General features: G+C 35.2%; 24 protein-coding genes. 12 read left to right on the forward strand and 12 right to left on the reverse strand.

The features are described 5' to 3' along the window. Positions 1-51 precede the first annotated feature (51 nt). From IGK21_RS06510 to IGK21_RS06560, 11 genes are all read left to right on the forward strand, one after another. Complete coding sequence (locus IGK21_RS06510; protein WP_181914974.1) at positions 52-696, forward strand: hypothetical protein; 645 nt, start codon at positions 52-54, stop codon at positions 694-696. Between the two features lie 356 nt (positions 697-1,052). Further along, complete coding sequence (gene trpX / locus IGK21_RS06515) at positions 1,053-2,093, forward strand: tryptophan ABC transporter substrate-binding protein (RefSeq protein WP_034697916.1); 1,041 nt, start codon at positions 1,053-1,055, stop codon at positions 2,091-2,093. Next, positions 2,090-2,971 (forward strand): ABC transporter permease, encoded by an 882-nt coding sequence (locus tag IGK21_RS06520; RefSeq protein WP_010737553.1) that lies wholly within the window; start codon positions 2,090-2,092, stop codon positions 2,969-2,971. The genes trpX and IGK21_RS06520 overlap by 4 nt, the downstream gene beginning before the upstream one ends. Before the next feature lie 2 nt (positions 2,972-2,973). Continuing rightward, the gene (locus IGK21_RS06525) at positions 2,974-3,744 is read left to right on the forward strand and encodes an ABC transporter ATP-binding protein (protein ID WP_010719188.1); all 771 of its coding nucleotides are present in this window, start codon (positions 2,974-2,976) and stop codon (positions 3,742-3,744) included. Between the two features lie 273 nt (positions 3,745-4,017). Continuing rightward, on the forward strand, positions 4,018-4,881 hold the full coding sequence (locus IGK21_RS06530) for a shikimate dehydrogenase (protein ID WP_181914975.1): 864 nt from the start codon (positions 4,018-4,020) through the stop codon (positions 4,879-4,881). A gap of 127 nt (positions 4,882-5,008) precedes the next feature. Continuing rightward, the gene (locus tag IGK21_RS06535) at positions 5,009-6,196 is read left to right on the forward strand and encodes an LCP family protein (protein WP_094940273.1); all 1,188 of its coding nucleotides are present in this window, start codon (positions 5,009-5,011) and stop codon (positions 6,194-6,196) included. Between the two features lie 264 nt (positions 6,197-6,460). Continuing rightward, the gene (topB, locus tag IGK21_RS06540; RefSeq protein ID WP_181914976.1) at positions 6,461-8,650 is read left to right on the forward strand and encodes a type IA DNA topoisomerase; all 2,190 of its coding nucleotides are present in this window, start codon (positions 6,461-6,463) and stop codon (positions 8,648-8,650) included. Positions 8,651-8,752: 102 nt separating this feature from the next. Beyond that, on the forward strand, positions 8,753-9,037 hold the full coding sequence (locus IGK21_RS06545) for a hypothetical protein (RefSeq protein ID WP_174270245.1): 285 nt from the start codon (positions 8,753-8,755) through the stop codon (positions 9,035-9,037). Between the two features lie 553 nt (positions 9,038-9,590). Beyond that, entirely contained in the window at positions 9,591-11,282 is a 1,692-nt protein-coding gene (locus IGK21_RS06550) for a hypothetical protein (RefSeq protein WP_181914977.1), read from the forward strand. Between the two features lie 171 nt (positions 11,283-11,453). Continuing rightward, positions 11,454-13,364: a hypothetical protein gene (locus tag IGK21_RS06555; protein ID WP_051641750.1), complete on the forward strand. Its 1,911-nt coding sequence runs from the start codon at positions 11,454-11,456 to the stop codon at positions 13,362-13,364. Between the two features lie 426 nt (positions 13,365-13,790). Beyond that, positions 13,791-14,777 (forward strand): hypothetical protein, encoded by a 987-nt coding sequence (locus tag IGK21_RS06560; RefSeq protein ID WP_034697928.1) that lies wholly within the window; start codon positions 13,791-13,793, stop codon positions 14,775-14,777. 813 nt (positions 14,778-15,590) lie between these two features. Here the strand turns inward: IGK21_RS06560 and IGK21_RS06565 are convergent. The 9 genes from IGK21_RS06565 to IGK21_RS06605 form a co-directional block, all read right to left on the reverse strand. Then, positions 15,591-15,788 (reverse strand): hypothetical protein, encoded by a 198-nt coding sequence (locus IGK21_RS06565; protein WP_181914978.1) that lies wholly within the window; start codon positions 15,786-15,788, stop codon positions 15,591-15,593. A gap of 195 nt (positions 15,789-15,983) precedes the next feature. After that, a complete protein-coding gene (locus IGK21_RS06570) occupies positions 15,984-16,724 on the reverse strand; it encodes a hypothetical protein (RefSeq protein WP_438719099.1) in 741 nt (246 codons plus the stop codon). A gap of 547 nt (positions 16,725-17,271) precedes the next feature. Continuing rightward, positions 17,272-17,754: a hypothetical protein gene (locus tag IGK21_RS06575; RefSeq protein ID WP_010719178.1), complete on the reverse strand. Its 483-nt coding sequence runs from the start codon at positions 17,752-17,754 to the stop codon at positions 17,272-17,274. Positions 17,755-18,569: 815 nt separating this feature from the next. Next, positions 18,570-19,412: a hypothetical protein gene (locus IGK21_RS06580; protein WP_051641752.1), complete on the reverse strand. Its 843-nt coding sequence runs from the start codon at positions 19,410-19,412 to the stop codon at positions 18,570-18,572. Positions 19,413-19,713: 301 nt separating this feature from the next. Further along, positions 19,714-20,184 carry a hypothetical protein gene (locus IGK21_RS06585; protein WP_034697936.1) on the reverse strand — a complete coding sequence of 157 codons (471 nt, stop codon included), beginning with the start codon at positions 20,182-20,184 and terminating at the stop codon, positions 19,714-19,716. A 270-nt stretch (positions 20,185-20,454) separates the two neighbouring features. After that, positions 20,455-21,399, reverse strand: coding sequence for an L-lactate dehydrogenase (locus tag IGK21_RS06590; protein ID WP_181914980.1), 945 nt, complete (start codon positions 21,397-21,399; stop codon positions 20,455-20,457). A gap of 170 nt (positions 21,400-21,569) precedes the next feature. Then, positions 21,570-21,800: a hypothetical protein gene (locus IGK21_RS06595; protein WP_010719176.1), complete on the reverse strand. Its 231-nt coding sequence runs from the start codon at positions 21,798-21,800 to the stop codon at positions 21,570-21,572. 171 nt (positions 21,801-21,971) lie between these two features. Further along, complete coding sequence (locus tag IGK21_RS06600; RefSeq protein ID WP_034697939.1) at positions 21,972-22,265, reverse strand: hypothetical protein; 294 nt, start codon at positions 22,263-22,265, stop codon at positions 21,972-21,974. 158 nt (positions 22,266-22,423) lie between these two features. Then, positions 22,424-23,461 (reverse strand): Gfo/Idh/MocA family oxidoreductase, encoded by a 1,038-nt coding sequence (locus tag IGK21_RS06605; protein ID WP_181914981.1) that lies wholly within the window; start codon positions 23,459-23,461, stop codon positions 22,424-22,426. 201 nt (positions 23,462-23,662) lie between these two features. Here IGK21_RS06605 and IGK21_RS06610 point away from each other — a divergent pair, with 201 nt between their 5' ends. Then, positions 23,663-24,535, forward strand: coding sequence for a MurR/RpiR family transcriptional regulator (locus tag IGK21_RS06610; RefSeq protein WP_034698518.1), 873 nt, complete (start codon positions 23,663-23,665; stop codon positions 24,533-24,535). Between the two features lie 127 nt (positions 24,536-24,662). Here IGK21_RS06610 and IGK21_RS06615 read toward each other — a convergent pair whose 3' ends face one another. The 3 genes from IGK21_RS06615 to IGK21_RS06625 all read right to left on the reverse strand — a co-directional run bounded on the left by IGK21_RS06615 (position 24,663) and on the right by IGK21_RS06625 (position 26,746). Continuing rightward, positions 24,663-25,241, reverse strand: a complete 579-nt coding sequence (locus IGK21_RS06615; RefSeq protein WP_034697942.1) for an SGNH/GDSL hydrolase family protein — start codon at positions 25,239-25,241, stop codon at positions 24,663-24,665. 229 nt (positions 25,242-25,470) lie between these two features. After that, positions 25,471-26,064, reverse strand: coding sequence for a TetR/AcrR family transcriptional regulator (locus tag IGK21_RS06620; RefSeq protein WP_181914982.1), 594 nt, complete (start codon positions 26,062-26,064; stop codon positions 25,471-25,473). Beyond that, positions 26,057-26,746: an ABC transporter ATP-binding protein gene (locus tag IGK21_RS06625; RefSeq protein ID WP_010737568.1), complete on the reverse strand. Its 690-nt coding sequence runs from the start codon at positions 26,744-26,746 to the stop codon at positions 26,057-26,059. Before IGK21_RS06625 ends, IGK21_RS06620 begins: the two co-directional genes overlap by 8 nt. Positions 26,747-26,748: the final 2 nt, after the last annotated feature.

Below are 26,748 nucleotides of genomic sequence, written 5' to 3' on the forward strand. Positions count from 1 at the left end.
CTACCTCAAACTTAGGTATAATAAAAGAAAACGAAAAAGAAGGTGATCGCTATGTGGAAAGAGATAAGTGAGACCATCAAAGTCAAATACCATCATTTTTTGGCTGATTTCGATACGCATCCACAACGCTATTGTATGCGTTTATTGTTCGTATTCCTTGTTTCACTGGTCATTACGATCACGATGTTTGTCTTTCCTAAAAATATTAGAGAAGCACAGGTGGAGAGCTTAGTCTATGCAGAAATCAATTCTCCTAAGCTTAAACCTTTGAATATCAATGAAGCATCGCAAACAATTGAAGAAAGTAAAGCTATTTCAGTTTTGTTCAGTGTGCCAAGTGGAGAAATGTATCAAGCATTAATGGACATTTTTCATGATCCAAAAAAAATGGCGGAATTGAATCGCCCTATTTATTTTTACCCATTGGTTTATCAGGTCAATGAATTAGAACAACGCTACGATTTAAAGCAAGAGCATTTGACGGTAATCTTTTTCCAAAATGGCAAAGAAACCAATCGCTTAGTCTATAACGCAAATCAGTTAAGTGATTTCCCTACGCAGCTGATTCCCGAATTAAATCGTTTGCCATTAGCGAATATCAAAAAATTAGAAGAAGAACTTGGGAAAGAAACGCAAACGACTTCGACTAATGCTCAACTGGGAACAGATCTTAATGCTGGAAATAAGACGGAATAAAAAAACTGTTGACGAACATGCTAAATTCGATTAGACTTAGATTAATTATTAAGGAAAGGGTGATCCACAATGAACTTATCAAACCAATTTTTAGCAGGAACAACTCAAGCTTGGCGTAACTGGCGTAGATAAGTTGTATTGATGGCGAACTTTGACCGTAGATACAACTTTTTAGAGTACAAATCTAAAATTTGTATCTATGCTGGACAAGAAATTTGACTACCGCATAGATTTGATCTATGCGGTTTTTTGTATGTAAGAAGACAATTACCGTTGGGGTGATTGTCTTTTTTTGTCAGTTCGTGTCAGAAACCAGACTTGAATAATGATGATTAAAGGAATGAGGGGGAAGAAAAATGAAAAATAAACGTTTGATCACAGTTGTTGCACTTATTATGCTTTACTTAGTAGGAACCTTTATTTATGAAAAAATAACGCCTGCTTCTACTGAATCGAAACCAAAAGAAACGGATCAAACTGTTTCCGTTGGGGTTTTGCAATATGTGAGCCATCCGGCATTAGATGAAATTTACCGTGGGATCAAAGACGGTCTCGAACAATCAGGGCTTGAGGAAGGAAAAAATTTAACGATCTCCTTTCAAAACGGGCAAGCAGATCAAAGTAAATTAGCCACTATGAGTCAACAATTAGTACAAGCTGACCCAGATGTCCTAGTAGGGATCGCTACTCCGGCTGCTCAATCTTTAGCTAATGTAACGAATACGATCCCATTAGTCTTAGGTGCGGTCACAGATCCAGTTGGTGCCGGCTTAGTGAAGTCTTTAAAAGAACCAGGTGGAAACATCACAGGCGTATCTGATCAGCCGCCTGTTGAAGCGCAAATCAAGTTAGGCGCTGAATTGTTGCCGAATGCGAAGAAAGTCGGGATTTTATACGCTTCTTCAGAAGATAATTCAAAATACCAAGTAAGCCAAGCAGAAAAAGCGATTCAAAAAGCAGGTTTGACTTCAGTAAAATATGCTGTACCTTCTACGAATGAAATCGCCCAAACTGTCCAAGTGATGAGTCAACAAGTGGATTTCATTTATGTTCCTTTAGACAATACAATTGCTAATGCTATGCAGACAGTGGTAAAAGAAGCCGATAAAGCGAAGATCCCAGTGATCCCTTCAGTTGATTCAATGGTCGAACAAGGTGGCTTGGCAACGATCGGAATCAACCAATATGATTTAGGTGTCCAAAGTGGGAAAATGGCTGCGATGCTTGCACTAGGAAAAGAAAAACCAGCAACGACACCTGTTTACGTCTTTGATAAAGGCGATGTCATCATCAATGAAAAACAGGCGGAAAAATTAGGGATCACGATTCCTGATTCAATAAAGCAAGAAGCTAAAAATGTTTCAGAAGAACCGAAAGACGAGGGGGATGAACAATGATCGTATCAGCAATTTCACAAGGGATGTTATGGGCGATCTTAGGATTAGGAATCTTTATGACTTATCGGATTTTGGATTTTCCTGATATGACGACTGAAGGATCATTTCCATTAGGTGGAGCAGTTTGTGTGACAGCTATCACTCATGGGATCTCCCCAGTTTTAGCAACACTGCTTGGCGTTGGTGCAGGCATGCTTGCCGGACTAGTTACGGGGCTGTTGTATACCAAAGGAAAGATCCCAGTGATCCTTGCCGGAATCTTAGTCATGTCTGGATTAAACTCGGTGATTTTATTCGTGATGCGCACACCAAATCTTTCTTTATTGAATCATTCGATTTTACAAGATACGTTCAATGGTCTTCATTTACCTGACTATTTTGATACCGTGTTACTTGGCTTGCTTGCATTAAGTCTCTTGATTGGTGTCTTACTGTTCTTTTTCAATACCGATTTAGGTCAAGGGTATATCGCGACAGGAGACAACGAAACGATGGCTCGTTCCTTAGGGATCAAAACAGATCGAATGAAAATCTTAGGATTGACTCTTTCAAATGGTGTTATAGCTTTATCAGGTGCATTGATTGCACAAAATGATGGGTATGCCGATGTCAATAAAGGAATTGGTGTCATCGTGATCGGGCTAGCTTCTATCATTATTGGAGAAGTGATTTTCCACGAATTAACGTTAGCAGAACGCTTGATTGCCATTGTCGTGGGAAGCATCATCTATCAATTATTGATCCTGATCGTCATTAAACTTGGGTTTGACACAACATATCTCAAACTCTTCTCCGCTATTATTTTAGCCATTTGTTTGATGATTCCTCAGTTAAAACAAGCATTGAAACTTAAAACCGGTTTTGAAAAGGAGGTTTGACCATGACAGCGATCATCACAATTAAAAATGGAAAAAAAGTCGTTAGCAATGGCATGAATGAAGAAAAAGTATTATTAGATGGAATTGATTTGACAATCAATAAAGGCGATTTTATTACGGTCCTTGGTGGTAATGGTGCGGGAAAAAGTACGCTGTTCAACACGATCGCAGGAACATTACAATTAAGTCAAGGGTCGATCGCTTTTAAAGAGCGGAATATCACGAAAGAAACAGAAGAAAAACGGGCTTCTTTTCTTTCTCGGGTGTTCCAAGATCCTAAGATGGGCACAGCTCCAAGGATGACAGTAGCAGAGAACTTGCTTTTGGCTCAAAAAAGAGGAAAGAAAAGACCCCTTCGTCTCCGTAACCTAAAGAACCAAAGAGAAAAATTTTATCAATTGTGTCAAGAAGTTGGAAATGGGTTGGAGCAGCATCTAGATACGCCAGCTGGGGAATTATCAGGAGGGCAACGCCAAGCATTGAGTTTGTTGATGGCGACCATTGAAGCGCCTGAGTTGCTGCTATTAGATGAACATACAGCAGCGCTCGATCCTAAAACTGCCAAATCATTGATGCAATTAACCAATCGCAGGATTACTGAACAACACTTGACTTGCTTGATGATCACCCACCGGATGGAAGATGCCTTGAATTATGGGAATCGTCTGATCGTTTTACAAAAAGGACGGATCGTGAAAGATTTGTCTAAAGAAGAAAAAGAGCAATTGTCACTAGCGGATCTATTACAATTTTTTGAAGAAGTGTTAGATTAGTTTTTGATTACTGACTGCTTTTCCTTCTACTTTGTGCCTAGTATGCCTATAGTAGATTGATTTGTTTTAAATGAATGAGAAAGAGGCCCCGCTTGTTTGACAATCATGTTGACAAGTTTCTCATACCTCCTTTAAACTTAGAAAGACTCGTCAATCATAAATCATAGACATAAGAAAAAGCACAAGAAACAGAACTAAACAATCGACCATCTGATGTCTCGTGTCATGTTTACGAGGATTGGATGGTTGTTTTATTTTATAAGGAGGAAAAAGATGATCTCTGGTAAAACAAAACTCACAGGCTTTTTTGCAAAGCCTGCTTCTCATAGTCTTTCACCATTGATGCACAATCTGGCATTTTCACATTGGGGGATTGATGCCGTTTATCTAGCTTTTGAGGTAGATCAAACGAACCTAAGACAAGCTGTTGAGAGTATCCGCACATTAGATATGTTGGGCGTAAATGTTTCAATGCCGAATAAAACGTCTGTCTTGGCATACCTTGATCAGTTAAGCCCTGAAGCGGAATTAATCGGAGCGGTCAACACGATCGTTCACCAGGAGCAACGTTTGATTGGCTACAATACAGATGGTATGGGATTTGTACGTTCCGTCAACGAAACGGGGCATCCAATCAAAAATCAAAAAATCGTTGTTCTGGGAGCAGGTGGTGCAGCAAAAGCAATTGTCGTACAAATGGCACTAGAAGGCGCACAAGAAATCACGATCTACAAACGTTTGAATGCCACTTTTTTACCACTAAAAGAGTATTTTGCGAAAGTCTCTGAGAAAACAGGTTGTCCCATCCGATTACATGATTATGCGGACGAAAGCCAACTGGCATTAGATTTGAGTCAGGCGAATCTATTGATCAACGCAACTGATATCGGAATGGGAAGCAAGAAAGACCAATTACCGATTGCTGATGTAAAGTTGTTGCATTCGCAATTAGCCGTCTTTGACTTGATCTACTCCCCTAGTGAGACACGATTAATCCAAGAAGCCAAAAAAATGGGAATCAAAGCCTATAATGGTTTAGGTATGTTGATTCATCAAGGAGCAATTGCTTTTGAACTGTGGACACATCGAGAAATGCCAGTCCAGAACATACGAGAACGATTAGAACAAGAAGTGTGACGAGCTTTACGTGTAATGGCTTGTCTCATTTCGTTATTTTTTATTAAATTGTGGTTCAAATAGCTGTTTTTATCAAGAAGATAGCGTATCCTTTATTTACTTGTACAGATAGCAGGGAGGAAACAAAATGAGTCGGATGGATCGTTATAAGAACATCCATAAAAAAGCAAAACCATTAAAAAAAGAATCAACCGGTTTTTTTAGACGTGAACGTCAAAAGGACAAAGCGTTGAATGATCCAAGAGATGAAGCTACTCGGATCTATCAACCTGATCAGGATTCTTCTTATTCTTCCAGAGAAGGACAAGCTAATGACTATCAAACCCCTTATTCCTATGCAAAAGCAGGAAACAAAAAAGGATTTAATCAAACGAAGAAAAATTTTTTTAAGAGGAAGAAAGAGCCAAAAGAAGTTCGTCCAAAAAAGAAACGTTCGTGGGGGAAAATCATTTTAGGCATTATTCTATTTTTATTCTTATTTTCAGTCATTTCCTTTTTTGTCGGGAAATCCATGGCAGAACATGATACCAGTTTGCCGAGTGTTACAACGGAATCATTTGATGGTGTACAGTCTTCGAGTGGCGCACATAATATTCTGATATTAGGTAGTGACACTAGAGGTGAGGATGCTGGTCGTGCAGATACGATCATGGTGTTACAGTTAGATGGACCTGCTCATAAACCAAAATTGATCTCATTCATGCGTGATAGTTTTGTAACAATTCCAGGAGTTGGTCAAAATAAGATCAATGCAGCTTATGCTTATGGCGGTGCTGATCTGGTCCGTCAAACCATCAAAGAAAATTTTGGACTTGATTGCCAGTATTACGCAAAAGTCGATTTTAAATCGTTTGAAAAAGTGGTCGATGCATTGTTTATGAATGGTATCAAGATCGATGCAGAGAAAGATTTGAATCTGGATGGGGTTGATATCAAAAAAGGTGTCCAAAAAATGGATGGTCATACACTTTTACAGTATGCACGTTTTAGAAAAGATGAAGAAGGCGATTTTGGTCGAGTAAGACGGCAACAACAAGTCATGAATACGATTTTTAGTCAGCTAAAAAATCCCCTAAACTTGATTCGTGCCCCTTACGCTGCCGGAAAAGCCATTGGTTATACCTCAACGGATGTTTCATCATTCTTTATTATCAAAAATCTTTTGTCGATTGCTCGAGGTGTCGGTGGTGTGGATCGTTTAAGCGTGCCTGTTGAAGGTTCATGGAACTTCGGAAACAGTAGTTATGCCGGAAGTATTTTGGTGATCGACAATGACGCCAATCGTGCAGCAATCAGTGATTTTTTAAGTAAATAAATGGAAGAAAAGAAATAGGAAGTTACTCTCTGTAATCATCTATTTCACTTCGTTTAGGTAAAAGTCCTCCATTTTTAATAGGTGGACGATTAAACACTTTGGATTTTCACCAATTGTAAAAGCTAAGTTCATAAAACGACTGTTAGACAAGGGGCTTCAGTCGTTTTTTTCTTTTGAAAAAATAGTTTTTGGGTTGTCATATGCGAATGTTTGTTCCATAATAAAGAAGTCTGTTCTAAGACTGAGAATCATGGAGGGGATAAAATGAAAACTGTTATACTGGCTGAAAAACCTTCCCAAGCAAAAGCTTATGCTGAAACATTTAAGAAACGAATACGTCACGAAGGGTATTATGAGATCGTTGATCCGTTGTTTAGTGGGGAAGTAACGATTACTTATGGATTCGGTCACTTAGTGGACATGGTCCCTCCTGGTGCATATGAAGAACGCTGGAGTAAATGGTCCTTAGCTAACTTACCAATTTTCCCAGAAACCTTCCGCTATGAAGTGCCGAAAGAAAAACAAGCACAATTTTCAATCGTCAAAAAGGAATTACAATCAGCAGATACGATCATTATCGCCACAGACGGAGACCGTGAAGGAGAAGCCATTGCTTGGTCGATTATCATTCAAGCACAAGCCTTCACCAAAAGCAAAAAGTATCAACGTTTGTGGATCAATTCGCTGGAAAAAGAGGCGATTTATGAAGGCTTTAAAAACCTTCGTCCAGGCGAGAGCTATTTTCCTAAATATAAAGAAGCGAAAGCTAGACAGAATGCGGATTGGTTGATCGGGATGAACGGGAGCCCCTTATACAGTCTCTTACTGCAACAAAAAGGGATCGATGGCAGCTTTTCTTTAGGACGTGTCCAAACGCCAACCCTATATATGATCTATCAGTTACAAGAAACGATTAAAAACTTCAAAAAAGAACCATACTATGAAGTAGAAGCGACGATCAGTTGTGATGATGGACGGTTTACAGGGAAAATCGATCCCAAGCAGAATTTTAAAACCCTCGAAGCGCTACATCAAGTAATTGAAAAATCAGGCGCGCATTTAGGGAAGCAATCAGGACAGATCTTATCGGTCATTAAAAAAGAAAAACAACTAAGTAGTCCACGTTTATTTTCTTTATCTAGTCTCCAGACAAAAATGAACCAATTGATGAAGGCGAGTGCCAAAGCGACATTAGATGCTGCCCAAGGGCTCTACGAAAAGAAATTTTTAAGCTATCCTCGGACAGATTCTACTTACATTACTGAAAATGAACATCACTACTTGGTGAAAAACCTAGTACGTTATAAAGATTTTTTAGGAATCAGCAGCGTAGAGACTCCTGAAACATGGTCGAAAAAAAGATATGTTGATGCGACAAAAGTCCAAGAACACCATGCAATTATTCCAACAAAAACGATTCCTTCCAAGGAACGTTTTGCGCAATTATCACGTTTGCAACAAGCCATCTATTTACAAGTAGCGAAAACGACTATGGCAATGTTTGCCGAAAATTATGTATATGAAGAAACAACGATTTATACTGGTGTCCAAGAACTTCGCTTAAAAAGTACAGGGAAAATCCCAATCAAAATAGGGTGGCAAATGATCTTAGCAACCAAAAGCAAACAGAAAGAAGTCCAAGTATTACCAGATGTGGTAAAAGGTCAGGTGGTTTGCGTTGATCTGAAAAGTATTCAAAAAGAAACCCAACCACCAAAACCATACAACGAGGGAACACTAATCACTGCGATGAAAACGGCAGGGAAAACATTGGATGATGAAGAAGCACAGGAAATCTTAAAAGAAGTTGAGGGAATCGGAACAGAAGCGACTCGAGCCAATATTATTGAAAATCTAAAGCAACGTCACTATATCGAGGTCACTAAAAATGAAATCACTGTTACGGCTAAAGGAATCACTCTTTGTAAAGCGGTCGCTCAAGAACCTTTGTTGACTAGTGCGGAAATGACTGCTCAGTGGGAAGGATACCTCAAAAAGATCGGTAACAATGAAGGCACACCCGAAGTCTTTTTAGCAAACATCAAAAAATTCATCCTTCATTTACTCGAATCCGTGCCAAAACAACTGACTTCAGTCGATTTATCTGAAGAAATCACTGGAACGCGCCAAATCAAAGCGCTGGAGAAGAAAAATGATCAACTAGGCAGATGTCCAAAGTGTAAACAAGGGATCGTCATGTTGTATCCAAAAGTAGCAACTTGTACCAATGCTTCCTGTGATTTTAAACTTTGGCCAACGATTGCAAAGAAGAAGCTGACGAAAACGATGATGCGGGAATTATTGTCTAAAGGTAAGACTAGTAAAGTAGTTAAAGGGTTGACTGGCAAAAAAGGGAAGTTTGATGCGGTACTAGAACTAAAAGCAGATTATTCGATCGGTTTTTCTTTTCCGTGGATGGAAAAATCAGGAGAAAAAAATAAAGAAGAAAAATAATTATTCCGAAAAGTGTTGATTTATTTATCCAAAAATAACATACGATTTATAAATAAGGAGTTTAAGCGTTTGAAAAAAGTTCATTCATTGTTAAATTATTTGATGGGAACGATCACGATCGTTGCTGTTTATCAAGCATTATTAAAATATCCAGAATATGGTACGAAATTATTGTCTATCACGAAAGACCCTACGGCTTACTCACCTACACTGCTACTATCAACACTAACTGCTGGAGCGAAAAGTGCTACATACTTTTTACACAAAACAAGTAGTCTGTTGAAACGAAAGAAACAACGCAAGCAATTACTGATGGTCATCGCAGCACTAGTAATCATTTACTTTCTACCCGTATTGACACAATTATGGCATCAGTATTTTGGTTGATTACCGGAAATAAACCACATTCACAGCTATAATAGAGCTTGATAATTCACTTTGAAATTTTTTTATCATAAAAGTATCATGATAAATTAGTAAAATATAACTAAAGATCTTAGAACACATTTGTGTTTTAAGATCTTTTTCTATTGGAAATGCTAGGTTAAGTCCGTTTATTATCAAGGAATTAAGCTCACTTACTTATAACATCAATGAATATGTCGGTTATTGATTTGTTAGTGATTATAAGATTTGAACATTAGATGTTTAAGAATGAAAATTGTCGTTTTAGACAAGTTAACAGCTAAAGCTCGCAGAAGTGGGTACGACAATTCATAAAAAATTAGAGAATAACAAGTTATTTCTTGTGGTGCTTTTTATTTCTATTTATGGAAATTAATGGATTATTTCTCACAAATAATAATTATAAAATAAAAGCGCATTAAAAAATCTTTTGTTTCGACAAAATCTTATATGCCAGATATTTAATAAGGTTAAGAACTAAACAAATGATTATTTTTTATGCAAAAAATAACATAAATAGGAAGGTGCAATCATTATGCCGGAAACAAATAATCAAATCGAGGGTTCAACGTTAACGAATGATCAGGAGCTGTATGAACATCTGAATTTTTCTGAAGAAGAAATCGAAACAGATCAACAACAAAAAATAGGTGAACGTATTGATGTGAATGATCATATATTGTTGGATGGTATGATTTCAAACCATCAAAATGAGTTCTCTAAATTGCCCGATGATATAAAAATACCAAGCGAAAAAATACGTAATATTCATGATGATAATCCAATGAATAAACTACTATGCTTACACAAAGGCAAACTCTATTATATTGAAAATTTGGACCCACAAAAAGGAGAAAAAAAAGCTTATGTAATTGCTGAGGAAGTATGGTATGGAGATAAACGATTGTTCCAAGCGAACATTCAGCATAACATCAACCAAACCTTAATTAAATTTCCTAAGATGACAAAAAATAAGAAAAATGGTACTCGCACGTTACTTGCTAGTCCAAGTTTAGTGTACAATATTATCAAGAATAATGAGATTTTCGAAAATGCAAAAGAAACTCAGGGGATAGCTCGTACAGTAGCACAACCAGATCCAACATATATTGGTGAGCGTCTTAAGATAGGGATCCCCAAGTATGGAACTAGGGATCCGGAAATGAAAGTTCAATTAATGTTGCATGAAGATAAGCTCTATCAAATTGACCGCCAAAATAAACAGTCAAAACTACTCGCAGATAACGTAAAATTTCAATATGGAACAATCTATAAGAGAAATGAGCAAGGGCTAAGAATGGTGCTATTCAGTCCTAATACTCTTAAAGAGTCTCACAATATAGGTTTGATAAGATCATTTTTTACTAAAGAAAAAAGAGAAAAAACTCAAACGAAGTATGTAAGCGCCGATACCCTAGAGAACATCAATCAGCGATTACAATATTTTGAAATTATGGAAAAGAAGGATCAGATAGAAAGTAAACCTTGGCCTGAGGTGGATGTTGATAGCATATCATCGTTAAAGAAGTTAACAATAGTAAAAGATCCAAACCTTCACAACGATAAAGACCCAATCTATTACGATTACGACAAACGTGCTCTTTATAAGTTAGAGATTAACGATCGCGGGAAAGTCCAAAAAGCTTATTTGCTTACTAATAAACACCTTGATAATCAACTTCATAAAAGCCATCTTGCATTAAACGATATCAATAAAAATATAAAATTAAATTTATTTCCTGTACCAAAGTTGTTTTCGGGATTGGTGTGGACACAAAAAGGGGAAGTAGAAAAGAAAGTGGCGTATTTTATTGAATTCCAAAAAACGATTTCTCATGAAAATAGAAACAAAGATGTATATACACTTTTGTTGAAAGATACCAATTTGTATTTAGTTGATCATAAATCAAAGGTGGCTATGAAGGTTGCCGCTAATGTCAATTTTGAAGATGGTAAGATCAAATCAGATAATAAAATACTCTTATCCAACTTATCGCATAATGAAAATATGAAATGGCCAATATCTTCATACAAAGCTTCTAAAATTTTTGAAATAGCAAAAATAAACCAATCGAGGAACATTCCTCAACTAAGTAATAATGTAGTAGAGTTGCAAAAACGCTCAAAAGGAAAAAGCCAAACTCAAAGACAACTCCTGAATCAGAATCAGAAGATGGACACTCGTTCATGCGTTTCAATCGGAACAAGACCTGGAACATCTAGGTAATTATTGAAATTTATTGAAGGATTATTTCTTACAGGTAATAAGTATAAAATCAAAGTGCGCCAAAAATATTAGTTTTTAGAAATGTTTTACAGCTTAGAACTTAAAAAAGTTTAGGAACTAAACAAACAAGTTTTTATGTAAAAATAACATAAATAGGAAGGTGCAATCACTATGCCGAAAACAAATAATCAAAGCGAGAGTACAACGCTAACGAATGAGCAGGAGTTGTATAAACAGCTGAGTTTTTCTGAAGAGCAAATCAGGGAAGATCAAAATCAAACGACAAATAATAAGATTGATGTGAACTATCGTCTATTGGTAGCACATAGTATTTCAGAACGTGCAACTGATAACTCTGTATTCTCCAATAAGATAAAAAAACCAATAGAAAATCTAGATGAGATTCTAGATAATGATCCAAGCGATCAACTATTATGCTTGAACAATGGAAAACTCTATTTCATTGAAAATTTTGACCAAATAACAAGAAAAGGAACAGCTTATGTAATTGCTGAGGATGTAGAGTTTAAAGATAATGAATTGACACAAGGAAGCAAAGAGAAAAACAGCTACCAGAATTTAGTTGTACCCGCTAAGATGACGAAAAATGATTCAAAGGATACTCACACGTTATTTGTTAATTCACGTGTAGTGTACGATATCATCCAAAAGAATGAGCGTTACGAAAAAGCAAAAGAAGCCGAAAAAGCAGCGCGTACAATAACAGAACCAGATGAAACATACATTGGTGACAGTCTCAAGATAGGGATCCCGAAGCGAACGTCCTCCGATCTCATAGTGAATGTTCAATTAATGTTACACAAAGGCAATCTCTATCAATTGGACACAGAGAATAGGAAGTCGAAACTCATCGCTGATAACGTAGAACATCTAAAAGGGACATTTTACAAAAGAAATAGTCAAGGGATGAGAGTTACTCTGTTCCGATCTTCCAATGTGGAAAATGCTTATGCCAATAATTTCTTTGAAAGGAATTTTACTAAAGATAGAGATGAGAAAAAAAGAGATAAAACGGCAACGATGTGCGTGGATGGGGAAACTTTAGAAAAGATTAATCAGCGGCTAAAAGGTTTTAAAATTATGGAGGAGAAACAGCAGATAAAGAGTCGATCGGGTCGGATGGTGAATGCTAAAGCCTTTTCATCATTGCCAATACCAAAAAATCCAACTCCTCATCTAGCCCAAGATCTATTCTATTATAAAGAAGGGGAAATGAAAGATTTTCTTTATAAATTAAAGATTGAAACGATTGATGATCGTAAAGCGAAAGTTGTAAACGCTTATTTGATTGCTGGTGAAAACCTCTATAATTGGCCTGATGCAACACATATTGCATTAATGGACCCGAAGACAACTGTGAAAATAGATTTATTCTCTAAATTCGAGTTGTCAAATGGAATGATATGGTTACCAAAAGGAGAACTGGAAAAGAAAATTGCTTATCATGAAGAGGCTCGGAAACATTTTCCTACAGACCCTGATTATGATAACGTATATAACCTCAAGAAGCATGAAAACAGAAATAAAGATACGAAGATACTTTTATTGAAAGATAACGATTTATATTTAGTTGATCCTAAACAAAAAAGTGCTATGCAGGTTGCTAAAAATGTCCAAATTTACAACGGCAAGCTCAAATCAGGGGATAAAGTAATAGCATCCAACGTTCCAAACAACTCAAAGTGGAGTATATCCTCCGACGTTGCCGCTAAATTTGTAGAAATAGCGAAGATAAACCAAGCAAATAATATCGTTCAAGGTAGAAGTACGATAGAAGATTTGACAAACCGCGCAAAAGCATTAACCGAAGCTCTTAGCATTACTAAAAGCGAACTCAATATCCATGCTGCCACTAAATCCGCAGAAATGACGAAGACAAAATCAGTAGAGAACATTAGTCAAGGTGGAAGTTCGTTAGAAGATGCGACGACGCACGCTCAAGCGTTAATCAAACATGGTAACTTTACTCAAAGTGCCACTAATCTCACTGCTCTAAATAGACGGAGAATGAAACGTCCTGCACCACAACCTCAACAAAAAATTAATGACCCGTCTAGATAAAATGATTATAGTCTTCGGATTTATTGAATAAAAAGAACGAGTGATTATTATTTGTTTTAGTCTTAAAGTGGGGATCATTACTAAAATGAATATTCTAACCAAGTTTAAGGACATCAAAGGCGTACTACTACCTTTGATGTTTTTTTATGAATCTTTGGATAGACTTCATCAGCGAATGATTGTTCAACTTAACCGATTGCACCTTGCACGCTGGTGAATAGGTGATTTGCAGATAACAAAATTGAAAATGCTGACCTTTTTGTTTTGTCATTTTAAAATAAAAGTTTTATTTAAGCTGAAGTGTAGATATAGAATGGAAAGCGGATAAAAGCTGTTTGTTTCAGTAATTACTTGAAAAACGCAAAGAAAACTAGTACGACTGTAAATAAACGAACTTTTATACAAGGCCATAAAAGGAGAGGGAATATGACGATGAAGAAAAGCGACAAACTATCACCAGAGGAACGATATTTATCTCTGGCATTTTCTGCTGATCAAATCCAAGAACATAAACATTTAACACAGGAGAATGGGTTAAGGTTTCATCAGCAATTTGAGCAGAGAGACGAGAACGACTTTCATGAACAACTACACATGAAACTGCCCAAAAAATCGAAAAATACCGAGAAAAATCAGTTATTATATTATGATCATAAAGAGGAGAAGCTTTATAAGATCATTTCAAGCCAGAAAATTGTTAATAAAAAAAAGTCCTACCTAAATTGTCATGGAAAATTGATTACGAGTAACGTTAAATTTAGTGACGGTTCAAGAAAACTAGTCATAGACAATAAACAACAGAATCAAGAAACAACCTTGATTAAATTTGGGTTGGAAGAACTGTTTAATAGAAAAAAATCACGGTTTATATGGGTGACAACAGAAAAAGAAAATGAACTAATAAATATAGTTGGTTCTTTAAACAATAAAGACCAGGAACATCACCAAAATGATGGAGAGGTACAACATACTGATCACTCAAAACATAAACTTCAGGAATGGCTGAGTAAAAATGAACCGGTAGTATATTATCCATTAGATGCTAAAAACAAGAGCGGTTATGACAAAGACGAGCCATTACTATATTTTGGGAACAATAACCTATATAAGGTTGATCATGAAAAGGGGCGGGCGACCCTAATTGCTGAAGGAGTGCAGGAAATTAATCGAAGTTTTGTATGGAACGATGTTGCACTTCTAAAAAATTTACCGAAAGAATGTGGGGAAAATCAAGCCGTAAGAGTCGATGAAAAATGTTTAGAATCGATTCGAAAAGTAGTTGATATAGTTAAAAGAAAACAAATTTTGGAAAACAAACTAGAAAACAATATTGAACAAGCTAAGGCAAGATATGCACAAACATCTCCTAGTTTAACTTTGGCATCAGCAAACCATACTAATATAGACAGATAAAAAACTAATGTTCCTCGATTATAGTATTTCTTTAAAGATTAAGTTGAGTTGTTGCGTAATAATGATGTAAATGGATTCTTAAAATAGCATGAATGATTGCTATAAATCATAGTTTTATTTAACAGTCTATAACCCCATATAATCGTTCTTACACTTTAAAGGTATATTAATCGACTGATAAAACGCTACTTTCTAGGATACATCTATCAATCATCGCTCTAACAAAATATGGATAGATAAATTCACATCAAAATCTATTTTTGGTGTGAATGATTTCTGGATAGCTCTAATACTAAATGGTTTATGCATGCGTAGATATATATAACTGATTAGTTGAACAAGAAAAGAATCGTTTTTATACTATCTGGTAAAAAGAAATAGAATAAATAGCAAGAAGAGAGGGTTTGTGGCTTTTTAAAGGAGAGAGATAAAAATTTTATATTTTAGTTTACATAATATATATTATACAAAGTAGTTTCAAAGTGAATTAAACCCCTATCAAACCGAAATCAAACTAAAAAGATAAAAAAAATGACTCATTTGAACCGCTGCAAAATTTTAAAATTTTTTTGTATTATAAAATATCAATTAAATCGTGTTTGAAAAGATTTAAACACGATTTAATTTTTTATCTGTCTATAAAGTCCATATCCATAATTTACAAAATTAGAAACAAAAACTCCATAATATTCACATGTGACACTCTCTACAATAAAACAATCATAATCTGGACAACACTTTTTTTATCTTTCCAAAAAGAGATACATTTTTCCATACTACAATCATAATCTTTACATTTCAATTTCATACAAGTCACTCCTTACTAACGATCAGATCAACAGCACTCTTATAATTCTCGACCATTTGTTTGTGTTGTTTTGTCATGCGTTTACGTCCGTTAGCAATCAAACCAGCGACATAACAACCTGAATCATTCCAACACTCGTCTAAGACCGCTAATGACACCGATACTTGTTTTTCTACCCAGTTTTTAGTTCTATAAAGCGTCATTTATCCGAAAATCAATTAGCAATAAAATCGTTGGACAAGCTAGCATACACAGAGTTGATACAATTTAGAGAATAAATCTAGTTTGACAGTATAACCGAAGAAACAATAAAAAGAGTAAAATAAAAAATAAAGAAAGAGCGACTAATCTATATGTCTAGTTGCTCTTTCTTTATTTTTATTGTTTATGTATGAATTCTATCTTTCTAAGAAAGAACCTTCTGATTTTTCTTTGGAAGGGTTTTTATTGATTGCTTTATCCTGTTTGTTTTCGGAAAGTTTCTTGACTTTCCTCATAGCTCTGATTTCATCAAACTTTTTTGATTGATTTCGCATTTTTTTAATGTTGTCGTCATAATCAGGTTGTATTGGACCAGGTCCATTTATCCAAACACGTTGCGTTTTATTGAATAGAGAAAAAAGTTTTACCCACGCTTTATTTTCTTTAGACAATTCTTTTTTTGGGTTTGAGTTATCTTGGTAAGACAGTCCTGCTAGTGCTATTTTAAGAGCGTTTTTATATTGAATTTTTTTTTGAGAAGATAATATTTCTGAAATATCTGATCCTGCTTCTTTAATAAAGTTTTCGTAATTTTCTTTTCGATCTCTAAGGAACAGGCCTTTAAAGTTACCTTTATTTAAATTTTTGTGCATTTCGTTCATTTCCTGAAGCAACATTTTTAAACGTTTACTATGTTGGTCGTCTCCAAGCGTTTCTATCTTGTTTAAGACATCTAAGTTTGTTTTTTTATTTCTAGAAAAAATATTGCTTGATACTATTGGACGATTCCCACCATTTTGTTGCAAAAATTGATTTATACGATCTTCGATATCTTGTTCGTTAACAGGATTTGTAGGTTGTGATTCTTGTTCGCTAACAGGATTTGTAGGTTGTGATTCTTGTTCGCTAACAGGATTTGTAGGTTGTAATTCTTTCATTTTTTTCTTCCTTTATTTTTATTTGTAATTATAAATAAGAAAAACCAATAATGGGGTTTCTTGTTTTCCCCTGAATTAGAAAAATTAACATAAAATTAAATCCCTGCCGATCTAAATGAAACAAAAAATGTATTGTATTTCTGATATAGCATTTCTCTATTATACACTGTAGGGATCAGTGCACCATTATTATACAAGTAGCGAGTCACTAAAAATTGATTACATTGTATACATTATGCCAAGTAGATCCTTAACATAATAAAAATTCACTCTGTTGTTCGTCCACATTCTGCCTTTTTTTAGAATCATTTTTATCTATAATTTTTTCATATTCGTTTTTTCCAGAAACATATCCACCGTCTGCTCTATGTAATATCCCCTCATATAAAATCAAAGATACATGATCAACGTGATACAGAATCCGGCCCACGCCCTTCAAGTGCGTTTGGTTGATTCATACGGCGCTGATGACGTTTAAATTTAAATCATCTTCTTAAATTTTTACATTATTTTTTCAATTGTTTATCTCATCAACCGACCATGCAGGTTATCTATTGATATTAGATCCAGTAGTTTTATCAATATTGTGTCTTGTCTCGGGCGTGACATTTGTAATAATGCCTGCTCGTCCATTCAAATGATACAGAGATTTATTTATCATAACGGACTGAGAATTCCCGCTGCTTAAGATATTGTCAGTCTCTAAACCATTTGCTGAATTTTGTACACTCTTTCTTTCCGCTGACTTGCGGATAAGTTCATTTAAAAAAGATTTGTAATGGCTGTTAGTTTGGGGATTAGGTTGTGTTTTTTCAGAGTATCTTTCTGTGGTGCCCCATCCAGTATTTTCATCCATGTCTAACTTATTCTTTTTAAGGGACTCCCCTATATTATTTACCGGTTTCTGATTAACTTTTCCTTCAGGCAAGCCTGTTAGCTCTGCATCTATCATCTTCGATTGATCTTTGGCTAAAGTATTTTTCTGCCCATCAGATATGCTTCTTAACTCCTGAGTATTCTGCTTTTCCATATACTATCTCCTTTCATTCATTTATTTATTTAGTAATTTTACCAGTCATCTTTTATTCTTTTAAAGCTGATTCTGCTCTAAATCAATCACCTCCTTCATTTTTTTCTTGTTGTTTCAAAGCATTTACCAAAAACTTTACCTAATATGCTACCATTTTATTACAATTCACTTTCTACTAAAGAACTATTTTTTCTAAAAAAAATTAAAAAGGAAAACGAGCAAAACGTTCATTCTCCTTTTTTTCATTCAATTATCTCACGGTGTTTAATACGTTTCTTAATTCATTGACAGATTTTTTAACCAATTCTTCTTCTGCTGTGTAGCTGTGTAATTGATAATTCGATGATTCCTCTTATACCCTTCGCTTCTATATATTATGCTAAAGTAATTTCTTTTTTTGTTTATGTAGCAAGTCTATCTTTCAATTTTAGGTGGTCTATCCATATTAGGGGTAGAACGCGGCGATGGAACAGGTGGTTTTGGGACTCCCATAGCGCTATCTTTTATTTGTTCAAACGCCCGAGGTGGTAAAGTTGGAGCTGGCTTCATATTTCGAAGTACACTACTTCGAAATGGCGAAGGTGGAACTGGCTCCATATCCTGATGTAGTTAAGCAGGTACTCCTTGTTTAGACTGTGCATTTTTCTTTTTTATTGTTGGATCTTCTGTATAGATATTTTCTCTTGGCATTAAATTTCTTCCTTTCCTTTTATGTCTTGAATTATAATCGAAAAAAAACGATAAGGAGATGTTAGTTCTTTTGTACAATTCTCTGCTATAAACCTGAGTAGTTATTTTTTGATTATGCAGTAAATCTATCTTACATGGGACCTATTACTATTATTCAAATCATTTGAAGAAGAAATAGTATTTTGATTTATATTACTCGTTTTATCTTTTAGATCTTTAAAAGTACACTGTGCAGGAGTATTTTTTTTACTTTTCTGTACATTTTTTTTAGTACGTGGTAATGGAATAGGCTTTTTGTTTTGAGGAATTTTAGTACCTAAAAAAGTGCCCCATCCAGTATTTTCATTCACCCCAAGCAGCCTTCCTTCGGAGTTCTCAACAATAATTAGTTTACTATAACGTGGTGCTGGAATAGGATGTCCAGATAAATGTGACGATGTAGCTAAATTTTGTTCACTCTTTTTTTCCGCTGCCTTGCGGATAAGTTCATTAAAAAAAGATTTGTAATTGCTGTTAGTTTGAGGATTAGGTTGTGTTTTTTCAAATTGTATCTCTAATGAATCATTGTCATTTTTTGTTGACTTACTAATTCGTTCATGTTGGCGATCATTTTGTGAATCGTCAGAACTTAAAGTGGTGCCCCATCCAGTATCTTCATCAATGTCAAAATTATTCTTTTTAAGGGACTCTCCTTTATTATTTAGAGGCTGAGACTGATCTTCTTGTTTCTCCGAAGAGCTTAATTGAGACTGAATGATAGTTGAATAAATAGTTGTTTCCGGTTTCTGTTTGAATTTTCCTTCAGGCAAGCCTACCAGTTCTGCATATATCATCTCCGATTGATCTTTGTCAAAAGTATTTTGTTGCCTATCAGATACGGTTTGCTCTGTATGTATAGAGTGAATATCTTGTTGAACTGCAGATTCTTCTAATCCGCTTCTTGACTCCTGAGTATTCTGCTTTTCCATATACTATCTCCTTTCGTTTATTTAGTAATTTTACCAGTCATCTTTTATTCTTTTTAAGCTGATCACGCTTTTAATCAATTACCTCCTTCATTTTTTTCTTGTTGTTTCAAATACATTTCCCAAAAACGTTACCTAATATGCTACCATTTTATTACAATTCACTTTCTACTAGAAAATTATTTTTTCTAAAACAAAAATAAAAAGGACAACGAGCAGCAAAACGCTCATTCTCCTTTTTATTTTCATTCAATTATCTCACGGTGTTTAAAACGTTTCTTTTTTTCTTATTTATGTATGAAGTCTATCTTCCAACTCTAGGTGGCAAAGCTGGTGGTCTATCCATATTAGGGGTAGAATGCGACAATGGAACAGATGATTTTGAGCCTCCCTTTATTTGTTCAAATGCCCGAGGCGTTCTATTCATATTATGAGTAGAATCTGGTAATATAGAAATTTCTTCTTTAGATTTTCCTCTTATTTGTTCAAAATTCCGAAGAGTTCCTTGTTTAAGTTGTTTATCTACCTCTTGCAATTGTTGTATATAACCCTTCTTGTTTGACGATGCTTCTTGAGTATTTTTTTCTATAAATTTAATAAATTTTTTTTTATTTTGGTATTCTGTTCGTTTAGAAGGATTAAATCTATCCATACCTTTTAGTGGCTCAACCCTCACTCTCATGGTACTATAAAAATTTTCTTTAGCACTTGCCCCAGCAATTTTTGAACGTAATTCAATTTCTTTTTTTATCAACTCAGCATTATCTATAGGCATTATAGTACTTATCTCCTTTTTCTAGAATAAAATAATCATAAGTGAAGAAAGAATATTTATTGCATCTAATTTAAAAAAAATAATCTTATTCTGCTCTAAATCAATCACCTCCTTCATTTTTTTCTTGTTGTTTCAAATGCATTTCCCAAAAACTTTACCTAATATGCTACCATTTTATTACAATTCACTTTCTCCTAGAGAACTATTTTTTCTAAAACAAAAATAAAAAGGAGAACGAGCAAAATGCTCATTCTCCTTTTTTTCATTCAATTATCTCACGGAGTTTAATACGTTTCTTAATTCATTGACAGATTGTTTAAACATTTGTTCTTCTTCTGGTGTAATTGATAATTCAATAACTTCTCTTACACCCTTTTCATCAACGATGGATGGAACACCTGTAAAGATATCTTTCACTCCATATTGACCAGATAAATAAGCAGAAACTGGTAATACAGCTTGTTCATTGTTTAATACAGCCTTGACAATTCGTGCTGTACTCATACCAATTCCATAATAAGTCGCTTTTTTTCGATCGATGATTTCATAGGCAGCATTTTTAACTTTATCAGCAATGATATCTAAGTCTTTTTCGTCGATTCGATGATCTTTTTCGACAAATTCCATGATTGGTTTTCCGCCAACTGTTGTATGGGACCAAGCTGCTACTTCAGAATCGCCGTGTTCACCTAAAATATAGCCGTGAACGCTACGAGGATCGACAGAAAGTTTCAAGGCAATTTCTTTTCTAAAACGAGTTGTATCTAATGTTGTTCCTGTTCCGATTACTCGAGAAGAAGGTAACCCTGATTCTTTCCACGCAATGCAAGTCAAAATATCTACTGGATTAGAAGCAACAACTAATATTCCGTTGAATCCTGCTCCCATGATTTGTCGAACAATATCCTTCATAATTCCAGCATTTGTTTTCACTAAATCTAAACGAGTTTGTCCTGGTTTTTGGTTGATACCTGCTGTGATTACTACTAAATCGGCATCGCTGCATTCGCTATAATCACCTGACCAAACAGCAACATTCTCTTCACCCCATGCCATACCATCTAAAAGGTCTAAAGCTTCCCCTTCCGCTTTTTCTTGGTTGACATCGATCAAGACTAATTCATTCGCAATTCCTTGATTGATCATGGCATAAGCAATACTTGTTCCCACAAAGCCTGTTCCAACGATCACTACTTTTCTACTGGTTTTTCTCATGTTGATACACGCTCCTTTTCATCTCATATGTTATTTTCATGAAAATTATAGTTCTGATAGAAACATTTTTCAATATAATGATATTTATAGTTACTATAATATTTTTTTATAGTTATAACAAAAAAACAGATTATTAGTAAACTAACAATCTGTTCAAAGTAAAATAAGATCTATTTCATTCGTTTATATTGGCTTTGCTTAGAAGCACCTTTTGAAGATCCGCTTTTATTTGCAGGCTTATCGGACATTTTTTTACTTAATAACAACATCAAAATAACAAATAGAACGGCTCCACCTAAGAACAAATACATATAATCTGATAAATAAGTCGTGAATAGACTTATGAAATCGGTTTGCCCAAGCACACTCGAATTGATTAACTGTAACCCAAAATTTTCCATATATTACCTCCTAATGTTTAGCTGAGAAAAAATTATTCTCATAAATAAAGCATAATACAAAGAAGGTAAGCGCAGACACCATTTTTTTCTAAAATCGGAAAAATAGTTTTTGGATAAAAAAAGACAGCGTAAAAGCTGTCTTTTTCATAGGATCACTAGCAACTGACAAATCTATTTTTTAGTATCTTTTTTAGATGTCAATTCTTCAAATTTTTCTTTTACTTCTTCCGCTAATTTTTCCACTTCTTTTTCAAAAGCATTCGGTTTCTTTGGTTCTTCCTCTTCAACCGAATTAGAACCAGATAAAGCGACATCTTTGGCTTCGCCAGAGTTTGTGCCAGATAACGATTCTTGTTTGTTTTCTGTTTCACCAGAATTTGTCCCTGCTAATGCTACTTCATCATCGGTTTTAGGCGCCATCGAACCTCTTAAACGTTTGCCTTTTTCGCCGTTATAATTTGTCATGAGAATTCCTCCTTACAGTTATTTATTTTATAGTACATAAGAACAAAATAACTGTCAAAACATGAGGTGTCCTCCCCATCATATTTTAATGGTTTTGTTTTTTTGTTTCTCATCAATCTTTGCTTAATCCTTCAGAATGATCATAAACAGTGAATGGTTTATTTGTTTGCTTGCGCTTCTTTTTCCCGGATCTCTTTGATCCCTGTTTCTAAAATGTTCATTTGTAGAAGTGTTTCTTCGTCTTTCACTACTTTTTCGGCTCCGTTTATGAGCGTTTCATAGACTCCCTCATAGACCCGACTATAGTCCCCTACTTCAGAAATCACTTTTTCCTCATGGTAGTTTCCATTTTGGTCCATATAGGTAAGTGTGCCGTAGTGTTCTGGTAAATCAATACCAAAATCTTGATGGTCTGGGAAATAAAATAGTTTAAGATGCTCTTCTTGTCGATCTTTTGTCTGTTTTACAAACATCCCTTTCTTTCCATAAACCACAAAACTTGGGCGTTCCTTAATACGAAAATAGCTTGATTTGACAGAGATTTTCATTGTTCCATAATAAAAATCTAAATCGAAATAATCATTCATTCGTCCCGTTCCTAATAATTGGCGCACATCATAGTGGATGTCATCTGGTTCGCCAAAGTAAGAAATTACTTGATCTACTGTGTGACAAGCATGACCATAGAGATAACTATTGACTGTTGAAAATTCCGTTGCCGATTCAGGAACTTCAGGTCTGAAATAATCATAATGCATCTCAATTTCTAAAATATCGCCTAATTTTCCACTTTCCAACACTTTTTGTACGGTCAAGAAATCAGAATCAAAACGACGATTTTGATAACACTGGATAAATAAATCTTTTTGTTTCGCTAGCTCAAATAACTCTTTCGCTTCTGCCGAAGTTTCAGCAAACGGTTTTTCAACCAGGACATTTTTTCCATGCTCTAAGGCTAATTTAGCATATTCATAATGAAATTGGCTCGGAGTCGTAATGACAACTAGTTGGATTTCTGGATCGTTCCATAGATCTTCCAATTGATTGGTGTAATGGATATCCTCAAATGTTTCCCAAGTGGGTTCTGAACGTGAAAAGATCGTTTTGATTTTGATCTTATCTTTTAGTTTTCGTGAAAAAGGTAAATGATAGCGGTTGGTACTTTTTCCATTTCCTAGATAGGCAATTGTTAACATACGTTTTCCTCCAATTTTTGTTTTTAACTACTATCAGTATAAATGACCGGTCCCTTTAAAAGTTAATTTGAGCGCAGTTAGAAAAAAATGTTCAAGAAAGTGATCCTTTTAAGTGAATAATTGACAGGTATGTTTAACCTACACAAAAAATAGTAGTCAAAAAGAGGGATATTCAGTAAGATGGATGAGGAAGGTGAGCATATGTTAATCGAAGACCAATTGATACGACAAGAAGCATTTACAACAACAGAAAAAAGAATTGCTGATTATCTCAAAGCAAACAGAGAAACAGCTGTTTATATGACGATCGAAGAATTGGCAAAAGCGACGTATACTTCGCATTCAGCCATAATTCGCTTATGTAAAAAATTGAGTTTTTCTGGTTTTAGAGAATTTCGTTTTGAATTTGGTCGTGAAGTCCATCAGATGAAAGCCCAGTTCAATCAAATCATTGATCCAAACTTTCCTTTTACTGATAAAGATGATAGTCAATCGATCGCTAAAAAAATGGCCGATTTGTCGATCCAATCTATCAAAAAAGCACAGCTTCAATTGGAGAAACAGTCAGTTGATGCGATTGCCACAGCATTGAATCAAGCGAATCGCATGTTTATTTTTGCCAAAGGGGATTCTCAAATCACAGCACGCAAATTTCAAAATAAACTAATCAAGATCAATAAATTTTTGATATTAGCTGAAGAGTATAGTGATTCTTCTTGGAATGCATCCAATTTAACAGAAAAGGATTGCGCCATCTTTCTAACTTATAGTGGAAGGATTCACCATTATGAAAAAATTATGATGCATTTAAACCATGTGGGTGCTAAAACTGTATTAATCACTGGAAATGAACATTCAGAAATGGCAAAACAAGCAACGATGAAACTCATCGTTACGCAAGATGAATTAGATTTTGCTAAAGTGGCAACATTTTCCTCACAAATTGCCTTCGACTATGTTTTAAACACTCTTTATTCCGTGATGTATGCACAAAATTATCAAGAAAACATCCAGAATCTCAAACAAAAACAAGACTTGATCCAAAAAGGTTTGTTGAAGGAATATCGCCATTAGAAAACAGTTGTTTATTACCGTGTGTCAAAGCCAATAGAGCGCGCTTCATTCTTTTTGTCATGATAAAACTTGAAACTAAAAATCTACAGACCGAGTACTGCAAAGATTGAGGTACTCGGTCTGTAGATTAATTTTGTTCTTTTTGCTGGATACATTGTGCAATCAAAGCACCTAGCAAGTGATAGCCTAACTTCGAAGGATGCAACCCATCGTCTTGCAAGTAAAGTGTTGGGTCCTCAAAAGATTTTTCATAATGATAAAAATCAATAAAACTTACTTTGTTCTTATCTGCTACTTCTTTTGCGATCTGAGTATACTCTACTAAGATCTCAGGAATTGTTTGGGTTTTGATCTTTTCATCAACGTAACTAGGCCCTATCAAAATCACTTGGCTATGTTTAAAAAAGTTGATCAATTGCTCCAAGTTTTTTCGATAGGCTTCTTGGTTATCTCTTTGATTGATTGCATCATTAACGCCAACATTAAGAACGACGTAGTCAGCTGTACGTTCATCTTGGGGAAGTTGAGACAATCGTTCAAGGCTGCTTGTCGTTGAATCGCCTCTTTTTCCTAAGTTAATGATCTTAAAATCAGCTTGTCCTAAAGCATTTAAGGTCGTTGATAACGCATGGTCCAATGCATGGACGACCTCCCCCTGGTACAATCCAGCAGCAATGCTATCACCAAATAGTATAATTTTCTTCATCTGTGTCATCCCTTTTCTTTTCTTACAATAAAAATTCTATCACGGAGAATCAAAAAGGAAAAATCGTTGCTCTCAACTATAAGAACTTTCTATCGAAGGTTTTTATTTGGTTATCGATGATGACACAAAGAAGTATCGAAGTGTTTTTCTGAATACGGACACTACTTACCAGTTAAAAAGAAACGGCTAACAAATGAATCGAGTGGATTCAAGATTCACTTCGTTCGGTTTACAAACCTCTTTGCAGCCATTTTACCTTGTAACGATAATCTTGCAACAACTCATCAGTAGTCCAGTCATTCGCAATGTAATCCGTCAATGAATTGATCACAAGATCCATGACGAAATATAAAAAGCTAATCGCTTCTTCTTCTGAAGTAATGTGAAAACCATTTGCCTTCAGTAACTTAAACCATTCCTTTAATCTTCCTGATTCAGCAGAAGGCTTGGTTCTTTGGTGATTGGTAAAATCATCACTTCTCGTTAAAAAGCGGATGGCCTGCCAATAACTACTTTTTTGTTCCAGTTCACTACACCACGCAAGGTAATTTTCAATTCCTTGAAAAAAGTCTTGCTTGTTTTGACTGATATATTTCAGAATATCTCGATGGATTTGAATCGAATAATACTGGATCGTGTAGGTATAGGCATCTTCCAAGTCTTCGAAGTACTTATAAAAAGCCCCTCTTGACATAGCCATATCTTCGACAATATCTGCAACTTTTACTTGGCTAATATGTCGAGCTGAAAAATTTTCAAGTAAAATCTCAATAAGCCGTTGTTTCTTCTCATTCGGCAGATTAAGAAATGTCGATTTAGGCATCCCATCCCTCCGTTTCTTCGATCAAATCACCATCTTTCATTCGGTAGACACGATCGCTCCATTTGATCATCCGAGCATCATGTGTAACCATGACTGTTGCTTTTTGTTTTTCATGTGCTTCTTTGACAAGTAACTTGACTACTTCAAAGGCATGATCTGTATCTAAGCTAGCGGTAGGCTCATCTGCTAAGATCAAACTAGGGTCATTGAACAACGCACGAGCAATCGCTACACGTTGTCTTTCTCCACCAGATAAATCTCGAGGATAGCTTTCTTTTAGATCATAAATATCTAATGATTTCAATAAGTCATCAATGACGGTTTCGTTTTGTTTCTGATGGCTGACTCGATCAACTAAATAAAATTGTTCTTTGACCTTTAAAAATGGAATCAAATTAGAACTTTGTAAAATAAACCCAATTTCTTTAAAACGTAAATCGGCTCTTTTTTTCTCAGATAAATCGGAAAAAGACTGACCATTAATGGCGATTTCTCCAGAAGTAGGTGTTTGTAGCCCACCGGAAATGGTTAAGAAAGTACTCTTTCCTGAACCAGAGGGACCGATGATGCTGACAAATTCTCCTTGTTTGACATTAAAATTAATTCCTTTTAGTGCAGTCACTTCGGTATGTCCACTACCAAAAGTCTTGACGATATTTTTCATCGTTAAAATATTCTTCATTT

It is taken from the genome of Enterococcus sp. DIV1421a (genome assembly GCF_051711025.1).
GTDB lineage: Bacteria > Bacillota > Bacilli > Lactobacillales > Enterococcaceae > Enterococcus_B > Enterococcus_B hirae.

Coding starts and splice junctions, on each gene's coding strand:
- IGK21_RS06510 (WP_181914974.1), top strand. CDS start 52: ATGTGGAAAGAGATAAGTGAGACCATCAAAGTCAAATACCATCATTTT.
- trpX (WP_034697916.1), top strand. CDS start 1,053: ATGAAAAATAAACGTTTGATCACAGTTGTTGCACTTATTATGCTTTAC.
- IGK21_RS06520 (WP_010737553.1), top strand. CDS start 2,090: ATGATCGTATCAGCAATTTCACAAGGGATGTTATGGGCGATCTTAGGA.
- IGK21_RS06525 (WP_010719188.1), top strand. CDS start 2,974: ATGACAGCGATCATCACAATTAAAAATGGAAAAAAAGTCGTTAGCAAT.
- IGK21_RS06530 (WP_181914975.1), top strand. CDS start 4,018: ATGATCTCTGGTAAAACAAAACTCACAGGCTTTTTTGCAAAGCCTGCT.
- IGK21_RS06535 (WP_094940273.1), top strand. CDS start 5,009: ATGAGTCGGATGGATCGTTATAAGAACATCCATAAAAAAGCAAAACCA.
- topB (WP_181914976.1), top strand. CDS start 6,461: ATGAAAACTGTTATACTGGCTGAAAAACCTTCCCAAGCAAAAGCTTAT.
- IGK21_RS06545 (WP_174270245.1), top strand. CDS start 8,753: ATGGGAACGATCACGATCGTTGCTGTTTATCAAGCATTATTAAAATAT.
- IGK21_RS06550 (WP_181914977.1), top strand. CDS start 9,591: ATGCCGGAAACAAATAATCAAATCGAGGGTTCAACGTTAACGAATGAT.
- IGK21_RS06555 (WP_051641750.1), top strand. CDS start 11,454: ATGCCGAAAACAAATAATCAAAGCGAGAGTACAACGCTAACGAATGAG.
- IGK21_RS06560 (WP_034697928.1), top strand. CDS start 13,791: ATGACGATGAAGAAAAGCGACAAACTATCACCAGAGGAACGATATTTA.
- IGK21_RS06565 (WP_181914978.1), bottom strand. CDS start 15,788: ATGACGCTTTATAGAACTAAAAACTGGGTAGAAAAACAAGTATCGGTG.
- IGK21_RS06570 (WP_438719099.1), bottom strand. CDS start 16,724: ATGAAAGAATTACAACCTACAAATCCTGTTAGCGAACAAGAATCACAA.
- IGK21_RS06575 (WP_010719178.1), bottom strand. CDS start 17,754: ATGGAAAAGCAGAATACTCAGGAGTTAAGAAGCATATCTGATGGGCAG.
- IGK21_RS06580 (WP_051641752.1), bottom strand. CDS start 19,412: ATGGAAAAGCAGAATACTCAGGAGTCAAGAAGCGGATTAGAAGAATCT.
- IGK21_RS06585 (WP_034697936.1), bottom strand. CDS start 20,184: ATGCCTATAGATAATGCTGAGTTGATAAAAAAAGAAATTGAATTACGT.
- IGK21_RS06590 (WP_181914980.1), bottom strand. CDS start 21,399: ATGAGAAAAACCAGTAGAAAAGTAGTGATCGTTGGAACAGGCTTTGTG.
- IGK21_RS06595 (WP_010719176.1), bottom strand. CDS start 21,800: ATGGAAAATTTTGGGTTACAGTTAATCAATTCGAGTGTGCTTGGGCAA.
- IGK21_RS06600 (WP_034697939.1), bottom strand. CDS start 22,265: ATGACAAATTATAACGGCGAAAAAGGCAAACGTTTAAGAGGTTCGATG.
- IGK21_RS06605 (WP_181914981.1), bottom strand. CDS start 23,461: ATGTTAACAATTGCCTATCTAGGAAATGGAAAAAGTACCAACCGCTAT.
- IGK21_RS06610 (WP_034698518.1), top strand. CDS start 23,663: ATGTTAATCGAAGACCAATTGATACGACAAGAAGCATTTACAACAACA.
- IGK21_RS06615 (WP_034697942.1), bottom strand. CDS start 25,241: ATGAAGAAAATTATACTATTTGGTGATAGCATTGCTGCTGGATTGTAC.
- IGK21_RS06620 (WP_181914982.1), bottom strand. CDS start 26,064: ATGCCTAAATCGACATTTCTTAATCTGCCGAATGAGAAGAAACAACGG.
- IGK21_RS06625 (WP_010737568.1), bottom strand. CDS start 26,746: ATGAAGAATATTTTAACGATGAAAAATATCGTCAAGACTTTTGGTAGT.